General features: G+C 72.3%; 16 protein-coding genes. 11 read left to right on the top strand and 5 right to left on the bottom strand.

Features of this window, described 5'->3' with window-relative positions:
- Window positions 1-18: 18 nt before the first annotated feature.
- The 5 genes from LX15_RS16990 to LX15_RS16970 all read right to left on the bottom strand — a co-directional run bounded on the left by LX15_RS16990 (window position 19) and on the right by LX15_RS16970 (window position 2,592).
- Window positions 19-609, bottom strand: coding sequence for a DUF3558 domain-containing protein (locus tag LX15_RS16990; RefSeq protein WP_253670581.1), 591 nt, complete (start codon window positions 607-609; stop codon window positions 19-21).
- Complete coding sequence (locus LX15_RS16985) at window positions 602-937, bottom strand: hypothetical protein (protein ID WP_253670580.1); 336 nt, start codon at window positions 935-937, stop codon at window positions 602-604. The genes LX15_RS16990 and LX15_RS16985 overlap by 8 nt, the downstream gene beginning before the upstream one ends.
- A 169-nt stretch (window positions 938-1,106) precedes the next feature.
- On the bottom strand, window positions 1,107-1,673 hold the full coding sequence (locus tag LX15_RS16980) for a DUF3558 domain-containing protein (protein ID WP_253670579.1): 567 nt from the start codon (window positions 1,671-1,673) through the stop codon (window positions 1,107-1,109).
- A gap of 97 nt (window positions 1,674-1,770) precedes the next feature.
- A complete protein-coding gene (locus LX15_RS16975) occupies window positions 1,771-2,079 on the bottom strand; it encodes a hypothetical protein (RefSeq protein WP_253670578.1) in 309 nt (102 codons plus the stop codon).
- Window positions 2,080-2,271: 192 nt separating this feature from the next.
- Window positions 2,272-2,592 carry a ParB family protein gene (locus LX15_RS16970; protein ID WP_253670577.1) on the bottom strand — a complete coding sequence of 107 codons (321 nt, stop codon included), beginning with the start codon at window positions 2,590-2,592 and terminating at the stop codon, window positions 2,272-2,274.
- A 376-nt stretch (window positions 2,593-2,968) separates the two neighbouring features.
- Between LX15_RS16970 and LX15_RS16965 the strand changes: the two genes are divergently transcribed.
- The 11 genes from LX15_RS16965 to LX15_RS16915 all read left to right on the top strand — a co-directional run bounded on the left by LX15_RS16965 (window position 2,969) and on the right by LX15_RS16915 (window position 13,751).
- Window positions 2,969-3,244, top strand: a complete 276-nt coding sequence (locus tag LX15_RS16965) for a hypothetical protein (protein ID WP_253670576.1) — start codon at window positions 2,969-2,971, stop codon at window positions 3,242-3,244.
- A 6-nt stretch (window positions 3,245-3,250) separates the two neighbouring features.
- Window positions 3,251-3,706 carry a hypothetical protein gene (locus LX15_RS16960; RefSeq protein WP_253670575.1) on the top strand — a complete coding sequence of 152 codons (456 nt, stop codon included), beginning with the start codon at window positions 3,251-3,253 and terminating at the stop codon, window positions 3,704-3,706.
- A gap of 100 nt (window positions 3,707-3,806) precedes the next feature.
- On the top strand, window positions 3,807-6,677 hold the full coding sequence (locus LX15_RS16955) for an ATP-binding protein (RefSeq protein ID WP_253670642.1): 2,871 nt from the start codon (window positions 3,807-3,809) through the stop codon (window positions 6,675-6,677).
- Window positions 6,674-8,677: a hypothetical protein gene (locus LX15_RS16950; RefSeq protein WP_253670574.1), complete on the top strand. Its 2,004-nt coding sequence runs from the start codon at window positions 6,674-6,676 to the stop codon at window positions 8,675-8,677. Before LX15_RS16955 ends, LX15_RS16950 begins: the two co-directional genes overlap by 4 nt.
- A gap of 20 nt (window positions 8,678-8,697) precedes the next feature.
- Window positions 8,698-9,309, top strand: coding sequence for a hypothetical protein (locus tag LX15_RS16945; RefSeq protein WP_253670573.1), 612 nt, complete (start codon window positions 8,698-8,700; stop codon window positions 9,307-9,309).
- 1 nt (window position 9,310) lies between these two features.
- On the top strand, window positions 9,311-10,288 hold the full coding sequence (locus LX15_RS16940) for a C40 family peptidase (RefSeq protein ID WP_253670572.1): 978 nt from the start codon (window positions 9,311-9,313) through the stop codon (window positions 10,286-10,288).
- Window positions 10,289-10,329: 41 nt separating this feature from the next.
- Entirely contained in the window at window positions 10,330-10,782 is a 453-nt protein-coding gene (locus LX15_RS16935; protein ID WP_253670571.1) for an adenine nucleotide alpha hydrolase family protein, read from the top strand.
- A gap of 618 nt (window positions 10,783-11,400) precedes the next feature.
- Entirely contained in the window at window positions 11,401-11,592 is a 192-nt protein-coding gene (locus tag LX15_RS16930) for a hypothetical protein (protein WP_253670570.1), read from the top strand.
- 304 nt (window positions 11,593-11,896) lie between these two features.
- Window positions 11,897-12,547: an NADPH-dependent F420 reductase gene (gene npdG / locus LX15_RS16925; protein WP_253670641.1), complete on the top strand. Its 651-nt coding sequence runs from the start codon at window positions 11,897-11,899 to the stop codon at window positions 12,545-12,547.
- Between the two features lie 11 nt (window positions 12,548-12,558).
- Window positions 12,559-12,984 (top strand): DUF4326 domain-containing protein, encoded by a 426-nt coding sequence (locus LX15_RS16920; RefSeq protein ID WP_253670569.1) that lies wholly within the window; start codon window positions 12,559-12,561, stop codon window positions 12,982-12,984.
- The gene (locus LX15_RS16915) at window positions 12,981-13,751 is read left to right on the top strand and encodes a helical backbone metal receptor (RefSeq protein ID WP_253670568.1); all 771 of its coding nucleotides are present in this window, start codon (window positions 12,981-12,983) and stop codon (window positions 13,749-13,751) included. Before LX15_RS16920 ends, LX15_RS16915 begins: the two co-directional genes overlap by 4 nt.
- Window positions 13,752-13,780: the final 29 nt, after the last annotated feature.

Raw genomic sequence — 13,780 nt, 5'->3', positions numbered from 1 at the left:
TCCGTTCCCCCTCGAACTTCAGCGCTGGAGCAGGGTCTGCATGGCGAGTTCGGCGCCCTGCCTGGCCTTCTCGCACATCTGGTCTGGGGTGAAACCCGTGGAGTCCGGGCGGAACTGGATGTCAAGGCTCTGCCGCTCCGCGACATCGATCACGATGTTGCAGGAGATGGCTCCGTTCCTGGTTTCCACAGCCCGGAATCCCGCGACCGTCAGCTCGCTGACCTGAACCCGGCGCTTCCCGTCCAGCCACGCCTCGATTCCTTCTTGTGGGCGCGGTACGACCAGATAACTCACCCAAGGCTCTGACCGCGTCCTGCGGAAGGCGCAGCCCTTGTTGCCATACGTGTCCGCGGAACCCTCGGCGATCAGCCGTGGTGGGCTGTCCAGCCCGAGCTGCTGCTGTTGCTCATTGGTGAGGACCTTGCACTGGTCAAGGCTCTCCACGGAGATCGACTTCGGGCGAGTTGCAGTACTCGTGGCAGCGGATGAGTTGCCAGTTGTCGTCGCCGAGCTCGCTGTTGGCTGTCCCGGCGTGCTGCTGCACGCCGTCAACGCGGAAGCCGCGATGAGCGATGCGAGCAGAGCGGCCCGAGAAGGACGGTTAGACACTCTCGGCTCCCTTGGAAAGGGCTTCGGCGATCTGCTCGTCGGTGTAGCCGTAGTCTTTGGCGACCTTCTGGAGCTGGGAGGCCGCGCTCCTCAGCTCAGCGACGTACTGCCTTGCCCGCGAGACGTGGGAGTCCTGGTCGTTCTGGAGACGCGCCGCCAGCGCGGACGACATGTCCGCGCTCGCGGGGTCGCCGAACACGGCGTCGAACCGCATCTTGCCCGCATGGAGGTCGACGACATCAGCCATGCGGTCTGCTTCAGCCTGGAAGGCCGCGGCGGCCTGGAGGACGTTCTCCTTGTTGACGACGAGCTTGCTGCCTTCAGACACCTCGATCTCTCCCCCTGCCAGCAGACCTTGTTGCGCACCGAAGGTACCGCAGTGATGTACGCGCCGTGATCGGTATCGCCAAGATTGGGCGTCTCCGTGGGCGGATCACGAGGGGCGCGCCCGACTGGCCGAGGGGCACTACGACAAGTGCCGTCTCCGGACGTCCGCGTCATCCCTGCGTCAGGGTTCGCATGGCCAGCTCAGCCCCCTGCCTGGCCCGATCGCAGAGCTGCTCCTGATCGAACGACTTCGGCGTCCCGGCGGTGAACTGCACGTTCAGGCTCTGGCCGTCCGCGATGTCGACCACCACGCTGCACGCCAAACCACTGGTTCCGTTCGGATGCGCCCGCACCGCACCGAAACCGCTCACGGTCACCTGCTTGATGTCGGAGTCGCGGTCGCCCTTCAGCCAGGCGTCCACGCCCTCCTGCGGCACGGGGATGACCAAGTAGTTGAAATACGGATCCCCGCCCACCTTGGACACGATGCAGCCCTGGTTGCCGAACCTGTCCGCACCGTTGGTGGCCTTGCGTGGCTCACTGTCCAGACCGAGAGTCTTGAGCTGGTCCTTACCGAACACCTTGCACGCGTCGATGCTGGTGGCGGGAATGTCCTTGGGACGCGGTGGAAGCTTCGCGGCGGACGAGCCAGGCGCGGGGTTGTTGTCGCGGCCTGCGCTCGGGGACGGGCTGCCCTGAGCGGTGCATGCCGAGGCCGCGATCGTCGTGAGCAGCACCAGGGTGCACAGGGCCGTTCGGCGCCTAGACACTCTTCACTCCCTTGCACAGCGCTTCCGCGATCTATTCGTCTGTGTAGCCGTAGCTCTTCGCGGTCTACCTGAGCTGGTTCGCGACGGTTCGAAGCTGCCGGACGTATTCCTGGGCCCGATTGATGTAGGACGTGCCATCCTCGCGAAGCTTCTTCTTGAGAACATTGGAGACGTCACGGCTCCCCGGGTCGCGCAGCACCGGCTTGGCCGCGGCGGTCATCTCGCCCGGGTAGTAGGCGACCCGCTCCTCCAGGCGGTTGGCCTCGCTGTCGAAATCCGCGGCGGCTTGGAGGACGTCGTCCTTGTTGACTCTGACCGTCGCGCCTGGCCCCATCGTCGTCTCCCCTATGCAGATGTCGGCCGCTCTGGGCACACACGGTACCGCGGTGGGGTACGGGCTGTGATCGTTTCCGTGAGGGTCGTGGACGTGGTGACGGAGCGGGCGTTCCCCGTCAGTTCACCGCGTTTTCGTTCGCTGTACAGCGGATCGAGGCAGTGTCTGCCTTCGCGCCCGGGCTGGGCGGACGGGGAGGAGGAGCGCCGGGGTTGGACGTGAGGTGGAGGGTCAGTTCCGGGAGGGGCGGCCAGGGGGCATGCGGTAGACGGGGCGGAAGGGCTTCCCGTCGTTGTACCGCTCCTCCAACTCGGCGACCCGTTGCGCCACAGCGAGGTTGACGATGTCGGCGAGACTGCGGACGCCGGCGCCGGGTTCGCGGGTGGCGAGGTAGGTGGCGGCGGCACGGGCGCGTTCCAGGACGCCCCGATCGAAGTTGATCGTTCGCTGCACCCGACGGGGGACACCGCCCGCCGCCCCGGTAACCTCACCGCGGCCCGCGTCCGGGCCGACACCGACGGAGCCGGACGGGGGTGGGGTCGGCTCTGCCATCGACGGATCTCCTCGGGACGGCTCGACGGTGCGGACCGGCCCGCCGACGGTACCCGCGGAGCGGCGCACGGATCGTGTTACCCCTGAACGGGGTACGAGGTTCGGTGACGCCGCCACCCTCCCCAGGACCCGGTGGGATGTGCTGGTGATCGTGCCGCCCCGGTTGTCATGCACGCTGAGTGATCAGGAGCTCCGCAGGTGGGTGAATTGTCCCGGCAACTGGGAGAAGGCCGCGTCGGTGGTTCACCCGACGACACCGCGTCGCGATGATGAGGGTTGGCCGGATTAGACGTATTCAGCGTCGGAGAGTGGTCCTATGGTTCCCACGTCGAACATCGACCACCGCCGCCGGCGGGGATCGCACCAGGAGTAAGACATGCTCGCGACGGCCATGAACACGGCGGCCACGCTGGCCCAGTCCGGCCTGGGGACCGGCGGGATCCGCGCCTGGATCCTGGACAACCTCGTCCCGCTGCTGCTGCTCACGGTGGCCCTGCTGCTGCTGTGGCTGGGCGGCGGCAAGGGCGACAACGCGGGCGTGATGAAGCGCGTGGGCGGCGTGTTCGTCGCCCTGGCCATCATCGGCCTGGCGGTCACCGGCTCCGGCGTCGACATCGGCCGCTGGATCGCCGGCCTCTTCAGCGGCGGGTGAGCCGCCGTGCGGATCCGCACCGACGACGAGGTCTACCGCGTCGACGCCGTCTGGCTCGGGCCGCCGAGGGCCACGTTCCCCTGGCGGGTCCGGTACGTCGCCTGGGGCGTGGGCATCGCCGTCTTCCTGCTGGTGCTGACGGTCGAACGCCGGATGGGCATCGGGTTCAGCTTCTTCTCCACCGCGTGGGCCCTCGTCATCACGATCGTCCTCACGAAGATCATCTGTGCCCGGATCAGCCACGAGCGGCCGCTGTCCGCGGTCGGTCTGATGTGGCTGCGCGAGCTGACCGCCCCGAGGGAGAACTCCTCCGCCCGGGGCGGCGCGGTGAGCGCGGCCAGGATCCGGGTCAGCCCGACGCGGCCCAGGCCGAGGCGGGCGCGGTCCGGACGGACCAGGGCGCGGCGCGACCGGACGCGCGCAACCCGCGCCCGCACGAAGGAGGTTCGCGGTGTTCGGTAAGCGGCGCGGTCGGCGCGGTGGGGGCAGGTCGGAGGGCTCCGTCCCGCGTCAGTCCGGGGCCCGTGGCGACAAGCGGGTCTACAGCCGCCGCGGCCGTCGGCTGCCCGGCGAGCAGTCGATCCCCAGCTACACGCCGTCCATCGCGGCCCGCAGCATCGACGGCCACCTGCTGCGCACCTCACAGGACGTCTTCGCCTGGTACCGGTTGGCCCCCCAGCGCTGGTCGTTCCGCTCGGACTCCCAACGCCAGGACCTGATCTACGCGATCGCGGGCCAGTACGCCGAGTTGCAGGGTCGGTGGCTGCACCTGCGGGTCACCACCCGGCCCTATCCCATCCGCATGTGGGCCGAGGCGCACGTGCACAACGCGGTCAACCGGCTGCCCGACGTCCCGGGCGCGTTGACCTTCGACGACTACATGATCGGCGAGCAGCAGCAGCTCATGGGTCGGTCCATGGCGGAGAAGGAGGTCTACCTCGGTGTCCAGGTGCAGACCCGCAACGTGGTGGACCGCGCGGTGGAGCGCGCCGCGCCCGTGCTGCGCCGCATCTTCCCCGAGGCGGTCGACGCCGAGCTGGTGGCCCTGGACTCCGAGGTGGAGCACCTGGACCAGGTGATCGGCTCCTCCGGGCTGGAGGGCCGGCCGGTGACCGCCGAGGAGATGTCCTGGCTGATGCACCGGTCCTGCTCGCTGGGGCTGCCCGCGCCCCGCAACATGCCCGCGGTGCCCGGAGCCGACTGGGAGCCGGAGGACCTGGCCAGCTTCACCGACGCCGCCGACTTCCACCAGGAGCCGTACGCGCCGACCGTCGTGGTGCGGGGCAGGACCGGCTCCAACGCCGGCGTCCGCCGGCACCTCTGCGTGCTCACGGTCGGCCAGATGCACGGCCTCCAGATCCCGGAGATCGACGACCCGTGGGTGCAGCGCTCCGACCGGCTGCCCGCCTCGGTGGAGTGGTCGGCCCGGATCTACGTGCGGCGGCCCGAGGAGGTGGCCGGCGAGCTCCAGCGCCAGATGAACAAGGTGCGTTCGCAGGTCCGCCACTACACCGACGAGCACGAGCTGGAGCCGCCGCAGTCGCTGGCCCGCCAGGCCGGGCGGGTGCTGGAGATCGACGACGAGATGACCTCCGGCTTCACCGCGCTGGCCACCCGGGTGCGGTCCTGGTGGCGGCTGGCGGTCTCCGGGCCGAGCGAGCGCGACGCGCTGCGGCTGGCCCAGCAGCTCCTCGACCTGTACAAGCCGAAGATCGCGATCGAGCACCCCGAGGCGCAGTACGCGATGGCCAGGGAGTTCATCCCCGGCGAGCCACTGGCCTCCGGCGCGTACATGCGCCGAGGGTCCGTGGTGTGGGCGGCCTCGGCCGTGCCCACGGCCACCGCGGAGGTCGGCGACCGGCGCGGCATCCTGCTCGGCGAGACCTGCACGGCCACCCGCCGGCCGGTGGCGTGGGACCCGTGGATGGCGCAGGAGGTGCGGGACGCCTCCGGCCTGACGGCCATGGTCGCCGGGCTGGGCGGCGGCAAGTCGTTCCTCGGCGGCGGCATCGTCTACAAGACGTTGCGCTCCGGCGCCTACTGGACGGTGCTCGACCCGTCGGGGCCGTTGGCCAAGCTCTGCGAGCTGCCCGAGCTGCGGCCCTACGCCCGGCCGATCAACCTGCTCAACGCGCAGCCCGGCATCCTCAACCCCTACCGCGTGGTCGCCGAGCCGCAACTGGAGCACTTCCTCGACGAGGACGACCCGGAACGGGCCTGGCGCAGGGAACGCGCGCTGGCGGCGGCCACCCGGCGTCGGCTGGTGCTCGACGTGCTCACCGGCCTGCTGCCCTACGAGGTCGCGCGCCTGGCCCAGACCCGGATCGTGCTGCTGCGGGCGGTGCGCACCGTGGGCGGGCGGCAGGACGCCCACCCCGGCATGGTGTTCGACGCGTTGCGGCGCGACGCCAGCGACCACCACGAGCACGCGGTCGTCGTCGCCGACTTCCTGGACGAGATGCGGGAACGGATGTCCCTGCTGATCCCGGAGGTCGACGCCGACCCCTACTCCGAGGCCAGGGACGACCGGTTCACCGTGCTGACGATGGCTGGGCTGACCCTGCCCAAGGACGGCGTCGGCCGCGAACACTGGACCGACGCCGAGGCGCTCGGCGTCGAGCTGCTGAACCTGGCCGCCTGGCTCACCCAGCGCTCGATCTACGAGCGGCCCAAGGACCTGCGCAAGGGTGTCTGGATCGACGAGGCGTTCTTCCTGTCCGAGGTGCCGACCGGCCGGGTGCTGATGAACCGGTTCGCCCGCGACTCGCGGAAGTGGAACGTCCGGGTGCTGCTGTCCAGCCAGATCCCGGCCGACTTCCTGCGCATCCAGGGTTTCGTCTCGCTGCTGGACTCGGTCTTCGTCGGCCGGTTGGACGACGAGCACGCGCAGGCGGACGCGTTGCGGCTGCTGAAGGTGCCGGTCGGGGCCGGGTACGAGCAGGTGGTGGCCAGCCTCGGCCGTCGCCCCGGCGGCGCGGCCCGCAACGCCACCGAACGCGACCGCTCGCCCCGCCAGTTCATCTTCGGCGACGGCGCGGGGGGCGTGGAGCGCATCCGCATCGACTTCGGCGGTGACCACCTGGCCCACCTGCGGACGGCGATGGACACCACGCCCGACGCCCTGCGCGGGGAGCCGGCCGGCGGTGTGGCGCCCGAGGTGCCCGACGCCCCGGAGCCGGCCCCGCCCCGCGGACGCGGGGCCGCGGGGAACGGGGTGGTGGGGCTCGGCGGCGACGGGCTGGTCGAGCCGGCGCCCGGCGAGGACGAGGTGGACGAGTTCACCGGCCTGGGCCTGGACCCTGAGCCGGACACCGAGCTCCAGACCGCCGGCGTGGGCCGGGGGGACTGGGGCGCGGCCACGGACGGGCCCGGGGGAGGCGGGGCCGGCGGGAGGTCCACTGTGGACCGTCCCGGCCGGGACGACAGGGCATGACCTCCCTCGTGGTGGCGGGCCTGCTCGCCTGCCTCGCGCTCGGGGGACGGGCCGTGGCCCGCCGCGGCCGTCGGCCGTCCGGCCCGCCGCGCCGGCGGGCCGCGCTGCTCGCGGTGATCGCGTTGCTGCTCGGCCAGGCGGTGCTGGGCGCCCCGGTGGCGCACGCCCAGGTCTGCGAGAAGGAGGCGCCCAACCCGGAGCGCCCCGGCGCGGGCATGGTCGGCGCGCTCGACCCGGCCCCGCTGGGCGCCGGCCAGCCGGGCAGCGCCTACGACGAGGTCGGCTACGCCGGGCTGGTCTGGCACACCTACGACCTCGGCTGCGTGGCGGGCGCGGCGAGCAACCCGAACGCGGTCATCGACACGTGGGCCGGCAACGAGCTGTTCAACGTCGGCAAGAACCTCGTCGGCGCCACCAACGGCCTGCACTACATGCTGCTGTCGGGCGACCTGATGAAACCGCTCGACGACCTGGTGATGACCGGCACGATCGCGCTGTACAACAGCGTGTACGCGCCCTGGTTCGGTCTGGTCGCGCTGTTGCTGGCCGTCGTGCTGTTCCGGCACATCTGGCGCGGCGACCTCGCCACGATCAGCAAGCGCGGGATGTGGGCGCTGGGCGGCATCTGGCTCGCCTCGGCGACCTACCTGACCCCGCTGATCTACACGCACGCCCTGGACGAGGTGCTGATCACCGGCACCTCCCAGGCCCAGGCCGGCTTCCTCAAGGAGGTCGGCATCGACGAGCGCAACGCCCTGCCGACCGTGCTGCACGACCAGGTCGTCTACCGGAACTGGCTGCGGGGCGAGTTCGGCTCGCCCGACGCCCCGCAGGCCCAGCAGCACGGCCGCGACCTGCTGCGCGCGCAGGCGTGGACCAAGCAGGAGGTCGCGGAGGGCAAGGACGCCGGGTCGGCCGACCCCAAGAAGAACGCGTTCAAGTCCATCGCCAACCAGGCCACGCTGGGCAGCACCTACGGCTACCTGAAGGGCACCGACGGGAGCCGGCTCGGCGCGGGGGTCCTCGGCGCGTTGCAGGGCGTCGCCTACGCGCTGTTCCAGTTGCTGGCCAAGGCGGCCATCCTGTTGGCGCAGGTGTTGCTGCGGGTGCTGATCCTGGCCGGACCGGTGATCGGCCTGGTCGCCATGCTCTACCACGACGTGCTGCGCGCGGTGGGCCGCGCGATCGGCGCCGCGCTGCTCAACGTGATCGTCCTCGCCGCGCTGGCCGGCATGCACACCCTCATGCTCACCTGGATCTTCAACCCGGGCCGCGGCTTCTCGCTGCTCACCCAGATGCTGCTGGCCGGCCTGATCACCGTGGTGTTCTTCATCATCGGCAAGCCGGTACGGCGGCTGTGGCAGATGGTCGAGCTGGGCGTGGGCGCCGTCGGCAGCGCGGTGCCCTCCGCCGGCCCCGGACTGCTGGGCCGGCTGCGCCGCAGGCGCGCGACCGGGCCCACCCCCCAGGACGAGTTCTGGGAGCAGGTCAGGGAGATGGACCTGGACGAGGAGATCCGGCCGGCCAAGGCGCGCCGCCGGGCCCGCCCCGAGGCCGCCGGCCCGGTCGTGGCGCACGCCGAGCGGGTGGGCGCGGCCACGGCCATCGGCGGCGCCGCCGGGGTGGCGGGCGCGGTCGCGGGAGCGATCGCCGGCGCGGCGCGGCGGCCGGACGGCCAGCCCGCGTTGACCGCCGGCCCCTCCGCCACGGTCGCCTCCGTCGCCGGGCGGGGCCCCGGAAGGGCGGCAGGAGAGCTGCCCGCCGCCCGCAGCCGGCTGGTGGACACCTCGCCCGTGGTGGACCGGAGCTGGGACCACCACGGCGAGGACGCCGTCGTGATCCCGTCCCGGATCAACGGCTCCCACCGCCAGAGCGCCGGGGTGGGGCCGGCGGTGCCCGAGCCCCGCCGCGCCGACGTCGAGGTCGTCGCCGGGCGACCGGTGTGGGTGGTGTACCGGCCCTCGCGGGGCATGGAGTTCCGCGACGGGTGGGTGCGCTGAGGCAGAGAGGGGGCAGACGGATGCCGATCCGCACGCACCGCGGGCGCGCCGCGGTCTACCGCAGGCTGTGGGGCTGGCCGCTGCGCTCACCGAGGCACCTCGTCCTCGCGGTCGTCGGGTTCGTCGCGCTGGCGACCGCGGTCGGACTGGTCCTGCCCGAGTACGGCATGTCGTCCCGGCAGGAGCCGCCGCGGCCCTCGCGGACCGCGGCCGCGCCGCCCCCGGCGTTCGCGCCGGGCGCCACGGGGCCGTCCCCCTCCGAGGAACGGCGCGCGCCCCGGGTGCACTCGTCGATCCCGCAGGCCGCGCCACCGCCGGCCGCGCCGGCGCCCGAGGCGTTGGAGGCGGCCAGGAACTGGGGCAGGGCGTGGGTGAACCACCCGCAGGGCATGACGAGCGCGCAGTGGCTGGAGGGCCTGCGGCCCTACACCACGGAGGAGTACCTGACCGTGATGAGCACGGTCGACCCGGCCAACGTGCCGGCGTCCAGGCTCACCGGGGATCCCGCCGCGCTCAGCTCCACCGCCGGCTCGGTCCAGGTCAAACTGCCGACCGACGCGGGCGACCTCCAGGTGTTGGTGATCTCCACCCAGAACGGTTGGCGGGTGGCCGGCTACACCAGGGCGGGCTGACATGCGGAGCGCGCTCATCGGCGTCGTCCTGCTCGCCGTGGTGGCCACGGTCGTCACCGCGACGACGGGCGTGGTGTCCACGGTGATCGGCGGGGACGGCAACACCGCGCAGGCGGCCCGCACCTACGGCGTGTGCAACGCGATGATGGGGGTGTGGCCCAAGGGCGGCACCGACCAGTCCCAGCGGGACGTGCGGACGCTGGGGGAGGAGTCCCTCCAGATCGCCGCGATGATCATCACGATCGGCAGGGAGCGGAACCTGCCGCCGGCGGCGTGGCAGGTCGCGTTGCAGGCCGGCCGGCAGGAGTCGGGGCTGCGCAACCTCACCTACGGCGACCTCGACTCGCTGGGCATCTTCCAGATCCGGGGCATGCACGGCAGCGTCGAACAGCGGCTGGACGTGCGGTGGCAGATCAACTGGTTCTACGACACGCTCACGCGGATCAAGGACTGGGAGCGGATGCGGCCGGGTGACGCGGCCCAGGCGGTGGAGCGCTCGGCGTTCCCCGACCGCTACCACCGCTGGGAGGGCATGGCCGTCCAGCTCCTGGCGGACCTGGGCAAGGTCGAGGACCCCACCGGCTGCGCGAGCGCCCCGCCGCCGTCGGAGGCCGCGGCCAAGGCGATCTCGTTCGCGATGGACCAGATCGGCGACCCGTACGTGTGGGGCGGCAACGGCCCGGACGCCTGGGACTGCTCGTCGCTGGTGCAGGCCGCCTACCGCGCGGCCGGCGTCACCATCCCCCGGGTGACCTACGACCAGTGGCTGGCCGGCGCGTACATCCCGCTTGAGCAGGCGCAGCCGGGCGACCTGGTGTTCTACGGGAACTCCTCGAACCGGTGGTTGATCCACCACGTCGGCCTGTACGTCGGCAACGGCGAGATGGTCGAGGCGCCCTACACGGGGGCCGCGGTGCGCAAGACCACGGTCCGCGTCTGGAACGACCTCATTCCCTACGTGGTGCGCCCCGGCGTGTAGCGCCCGGTCGCTGACCTGACATCACACGGGAGGCAGACAGCATGTACACCAACGCCCCGATCCCACGCCCCGCGGGACCGCCGGCGTCCAGCACGCCCCTGCGCGACGCCCTGCACAACGCCCGGCACGGCGTGGACGCCGGGTACGTGGTGCTGCCGCGCTCCCTGGCCGAGTCGATGCCGTTGCCGTGGCAGCAGCAGATGGCGCACCTGCTCGCCGAGTTCCACCAGGCGTTCGGCCACCTGCCGTGGCCGGTCTACCGGGTGGTGCCCTCGCGCTACGAGCGGCTGGTCGACCTGGACGAGGACCAGCTCGCCGAGGTCGGGTGCCTGGTGGAGATCGACGGCGACGGGGAGCTGGTGTACCGCGAGCGCAGCGGGCAGCGGATCGACAACCCGGAGGACAAGCAGGTCCTGGTGTCCTGTCTGGACCCGATTCCGCGCCAGCAGGACGCCGGTTACGTGCCGCCGGCGTCTCCTCCGCCGCGTTGGTGAGCTGCTTCCTGTTCGTCAGGCGTGCTCGCCGGGTTGTGCTCGATCGTGTCTTCCCGTTCCGCCCCGTCGCCTCGGGTGACGGGGCGGTGCGGTTCTCTCGGGCCGGCTCATCACTTCGGGTGTTCCTCCACGAGGTGTCCCCGTTGCCTGATCCGGTTCTTCTGTTGCCGCCCAGACCGAGGCTTTCCCTGGCTTGGGCTTGGGCTTGGGCTTGGGCTTGGGCTTGGGCTTGGGCTTGGGCTTGGGCCTGGGCCTGAGCCTGGGGTTGGGCCGTGGCCTTGGGCGTAGCCGTGGCGGTGGGCTTGGGGCTGGGGTTGGAAGTTGGGGCGCTGGGGCGACGGAGGAGCGAGGTGTTGCCTTTAGCGCTGCGCCGGGGATTTCGCAACCGCATGGGCCTTGTTCTGGCCGAGTTGTCCACAGGCGCCTGAGTTATCCACAGGGCGCGGTGCGGCTCTTGGCCCGGTCGGGTGGCGGCGATAGGCTGGTGCAGGGGTCGCCCCCCAGGGCGGGTGGGGGCTGTCCGGAGTGGATGGTCGGTCGCGGGGCCAGGCGGTGGCGGAGCTGGGGCCGGCCGCGCCAGCAGGTGACACGCCAGCCCGCGCGTGTCACGCTCGGGACATGGTGGACCCCGAAGCAGGCTGGTACTTCTGCCTCAAGCATCACAAGGTCGAGCGCGGCCTGGAGTGCCGCGCCATGGACCGCATGGGCCCCTACCCGGACGCCGCGACCGCCGAGCAGGCCCTGGCCATCGCCAGGCAACGCACCGAGCGGGCCGACGCCGCCGACCGCGACTGGTCCGACGAGAACTGACACGGCCTGACGAGGGCGGACGACGACCGACGAGGACCGACGAGCGCTGGCGAGGCGGCGAGGACCGGTGCGGTCCCGACGAGCCGTTCCGCGTTCGACCAGGACCCCAACCATGGTCGAGATCGAGTGACCATCGTCGCCTTGCCGAGCCCCGCTCGGGTCACGAGAGTGGACCGGTGCGCGAGCACGGGGGCATCGCCGGGCGACGTCTCGTCCCTGTCACCCCGGTGATGCCAGCCAGCCGCGGGTGTCGGCGCGGGAAGAGCGGGCTGTCGGGAAGGGAAGACGGTTGAGCGTGCAGGAGATGACCATCGGCGTCCTCGGCGGGACCGGCGCGCAGGGGCGCGGCCTGGCCTACCGGTGGGCGAAGGCGGGTCTGTCGGTGCTGATCGGCTCCCGGGACGCCGCCAGGGCCGAGGCCTCGGCCGCCGAACTGCGGGAGGCCACCGGCTCGGACGCCGTCGCCGGCGCGGACAACGCGGGTGTGGCCGCCCGCTCCGACGTCGTCGTCGTGGCCGTGCCGTGGGACGCCCACGCCGCCACGCTGGAGCCGTTGCGCGAGGCCCTGGCCGGCAAGATCGTCGTGGACTGCGTGAACCCGCTCGGCTTCGACAAGCAGGGCCCGTTCCGCCTGGACGTGCCCGAGGGCAGCGCCGCCCAGCAGGCGGCCGCCCTGTTGCCGGAGTCCCGGGTCACCGCGTCGTTCCACCACGTCTCGGCGGTGCTGCTGGCCGACGCCGACGTCGCCAAGGTCGACACCGACGTGCTGGTGCTCGGCGACGACCGGGAGGCCACCGACATCGTGCGGGAGCTGGCGGAGCGGATCCCCGGCGTGCGGGGGATCTACGGCGGGCGGCTGCGCAACGCCGGCCAGGTGGAGGCGTTGACCGCCAACCTCATCGCGATCAACCGCCGGTACAGGGCGCACGCGGGAATCCGGATCACCGACGTGTGAGAGGTGAGGTCGTGCCCAAGCCGCGCAGGCCGTCCGAGCCGCCCGGGCCGTCCGAGCTGCCCGACACGTTCACCGGGGACGAGCGGCGGCTCGCCGAGCGGGTGCTGGCCGGCCACGCGGTCGTCGTGAACGTGCGCCGGTCCGGCCCGCACGGCCGGCTGGTGCCCTGGCTGGTGGAGCACGACCTCATCACCTACGTGGGGCATGCCGGACCACGGCACTCCTGGCCCGACTCCGACTTCGCGAGCCCCTTCGTGAAGGAGGCGAAGACGGACCGGGAGGCCATGGTCCGGCACTACCGCGAGTGGCTCGCGGAGCACCGGGAGCTGGAGCGCCGCGCGCGGACCGAGCTGAAGGGGCGGGCGCTGGGGTGCTGGTGCGCTCCCCAGCCCTGCCACGCCGACGTCCTCGCCGAGCTGGTGGAGCGGGCGCGTTGACGCCGGTGGACGACCTCGGCGCCGAGGTCCCGCTGCGGGGCACGCCCTCGCGGGTCGTGTCGCTGGTGCCCTCGCTCACCGAGGCGGTCGAGCGCACCGTGCCCGGCGTGGTCGTCGGCGCCACCGAGTACTGCGCCCACCCCGCCGACCTCGACGTCCCGCGCGTGGGCGGGTCGAAGTACCCGAAGGTCGACCAGGTGCTCGCGCTGTCCCCGGACCTGGTGCTCGCCAACGTCGACGAGAACCTGCCCCGGGACGTCGCCGCGCTGCGCGCCGAGGGCGTTCCGGTGTGGGTCACCGCCGAGCCGCGCGACGTCCCGGGCTCGCTGGCCTCCCTGCGCCGCCTGTTCCAGGGCGCGTTCGGGGCCGGCGCGCCGGACTGGCTGGTCGAGGCCGAGCGGGTGTGGGCGCCGGTCGACCCGGTCAGGGCGGTCGCGGTGGTCCCGGTCTGGCGGCGGCCGTGGGTGGTGGTCGGCGGCGACACCTTCGCCACCGACGTGCTGCGCCGTCTCGGCGTGGCCAACGCCTACGCCGACCACCCGGACCGCTACCCCCGGCCCAGCCTGGAGGAGCTGCGCGCGGTGCTCGACCAGGGCCGCGCCGACCTCGTGGTCCTGCCCGACGAGCCGTACCTGTTCACCGCCGACGACGGCCCCGAGGCGTTCCCCGGCGCGCGGTCGGCGCTCGTCTCCGGCCGGCACCTCACCTGGCAGGGGCCGTCCCTGGTCGAGGCCCGCGACGTGCTGGGGCGCGCGCTCGCCGGCTGACCGCCCCGTGGTCGCGCCGCGACGAGGTC

The sequence above is a fragment of the Streptoalloteichus tenebrarius genome (assembly GCF_024171885.1).
Lineage (GTDB): Bacteria > Actinomycetota > Actinomycetes > Mycobacteriales > Pseudonocardiaceae > Streptoalloteichus > Streptoalloteichus tenebrarius.
This window is presented reverse-complemented; position numbering and strand designations above follow the sequence as displayed.

Coding starts and splice junctions, on each gene's coding strand:
- LX15_RS16970 (WP_253670577.1), bottom strand. CDS start 2,592: ATGGCAGAGCCGACCCCACCCCCGTCCGGCTCCGTCGGTGTCGGCCCG.
- LX15_RS16965 (WP_253670576.1), top strand. CDS start 2,969: ATGCTCGCGACGGCCATGAACACGGCGGCCACGCTGGCCCAGTCCGGC.
- LX15_RS16950 (WP_253670574.1), top strand. CDS start 6,674: ATGACCTCCCTCGTGGTGGCGGGCCTGCTCGCCTGCCTCGCGCTCGGG.
- LX15_RS16945 (WP_253670573.1), top strand. CDS start 8,698: ATGCCGATCCGCACGCACCGCGGGCGCGCCGCGGTCTACCGCAGGCTG.
- LX15_RS16940 (WP_253670572.1), top strand. CDS start 9,311: ATGCGGAGCGCGCTCATCGGCGTCGTCCTGCTCGCCGTGGTGGCCACG.
- LX15_RS16935 (WP_253670571.1), top strand. CDS start 10,330: ATGTACACCAACGCCCCGATCCCACGCCCCGCGGGACCGCCGGCGTCC.
- LX15_RS16930 (WP_253670570.1), top strand. CDS start 11,401: ATGGTGGACCCCGAAGCAGGCTGGTACTTCTGCCTCAAGCATCACAAG.
- npdG (WP_253670641.1), top strand. CDS start 11,897: ATGACCATCGGCGTCCTCGGCGGGACCGGCGCGCAGGGGCGCGGCCTG.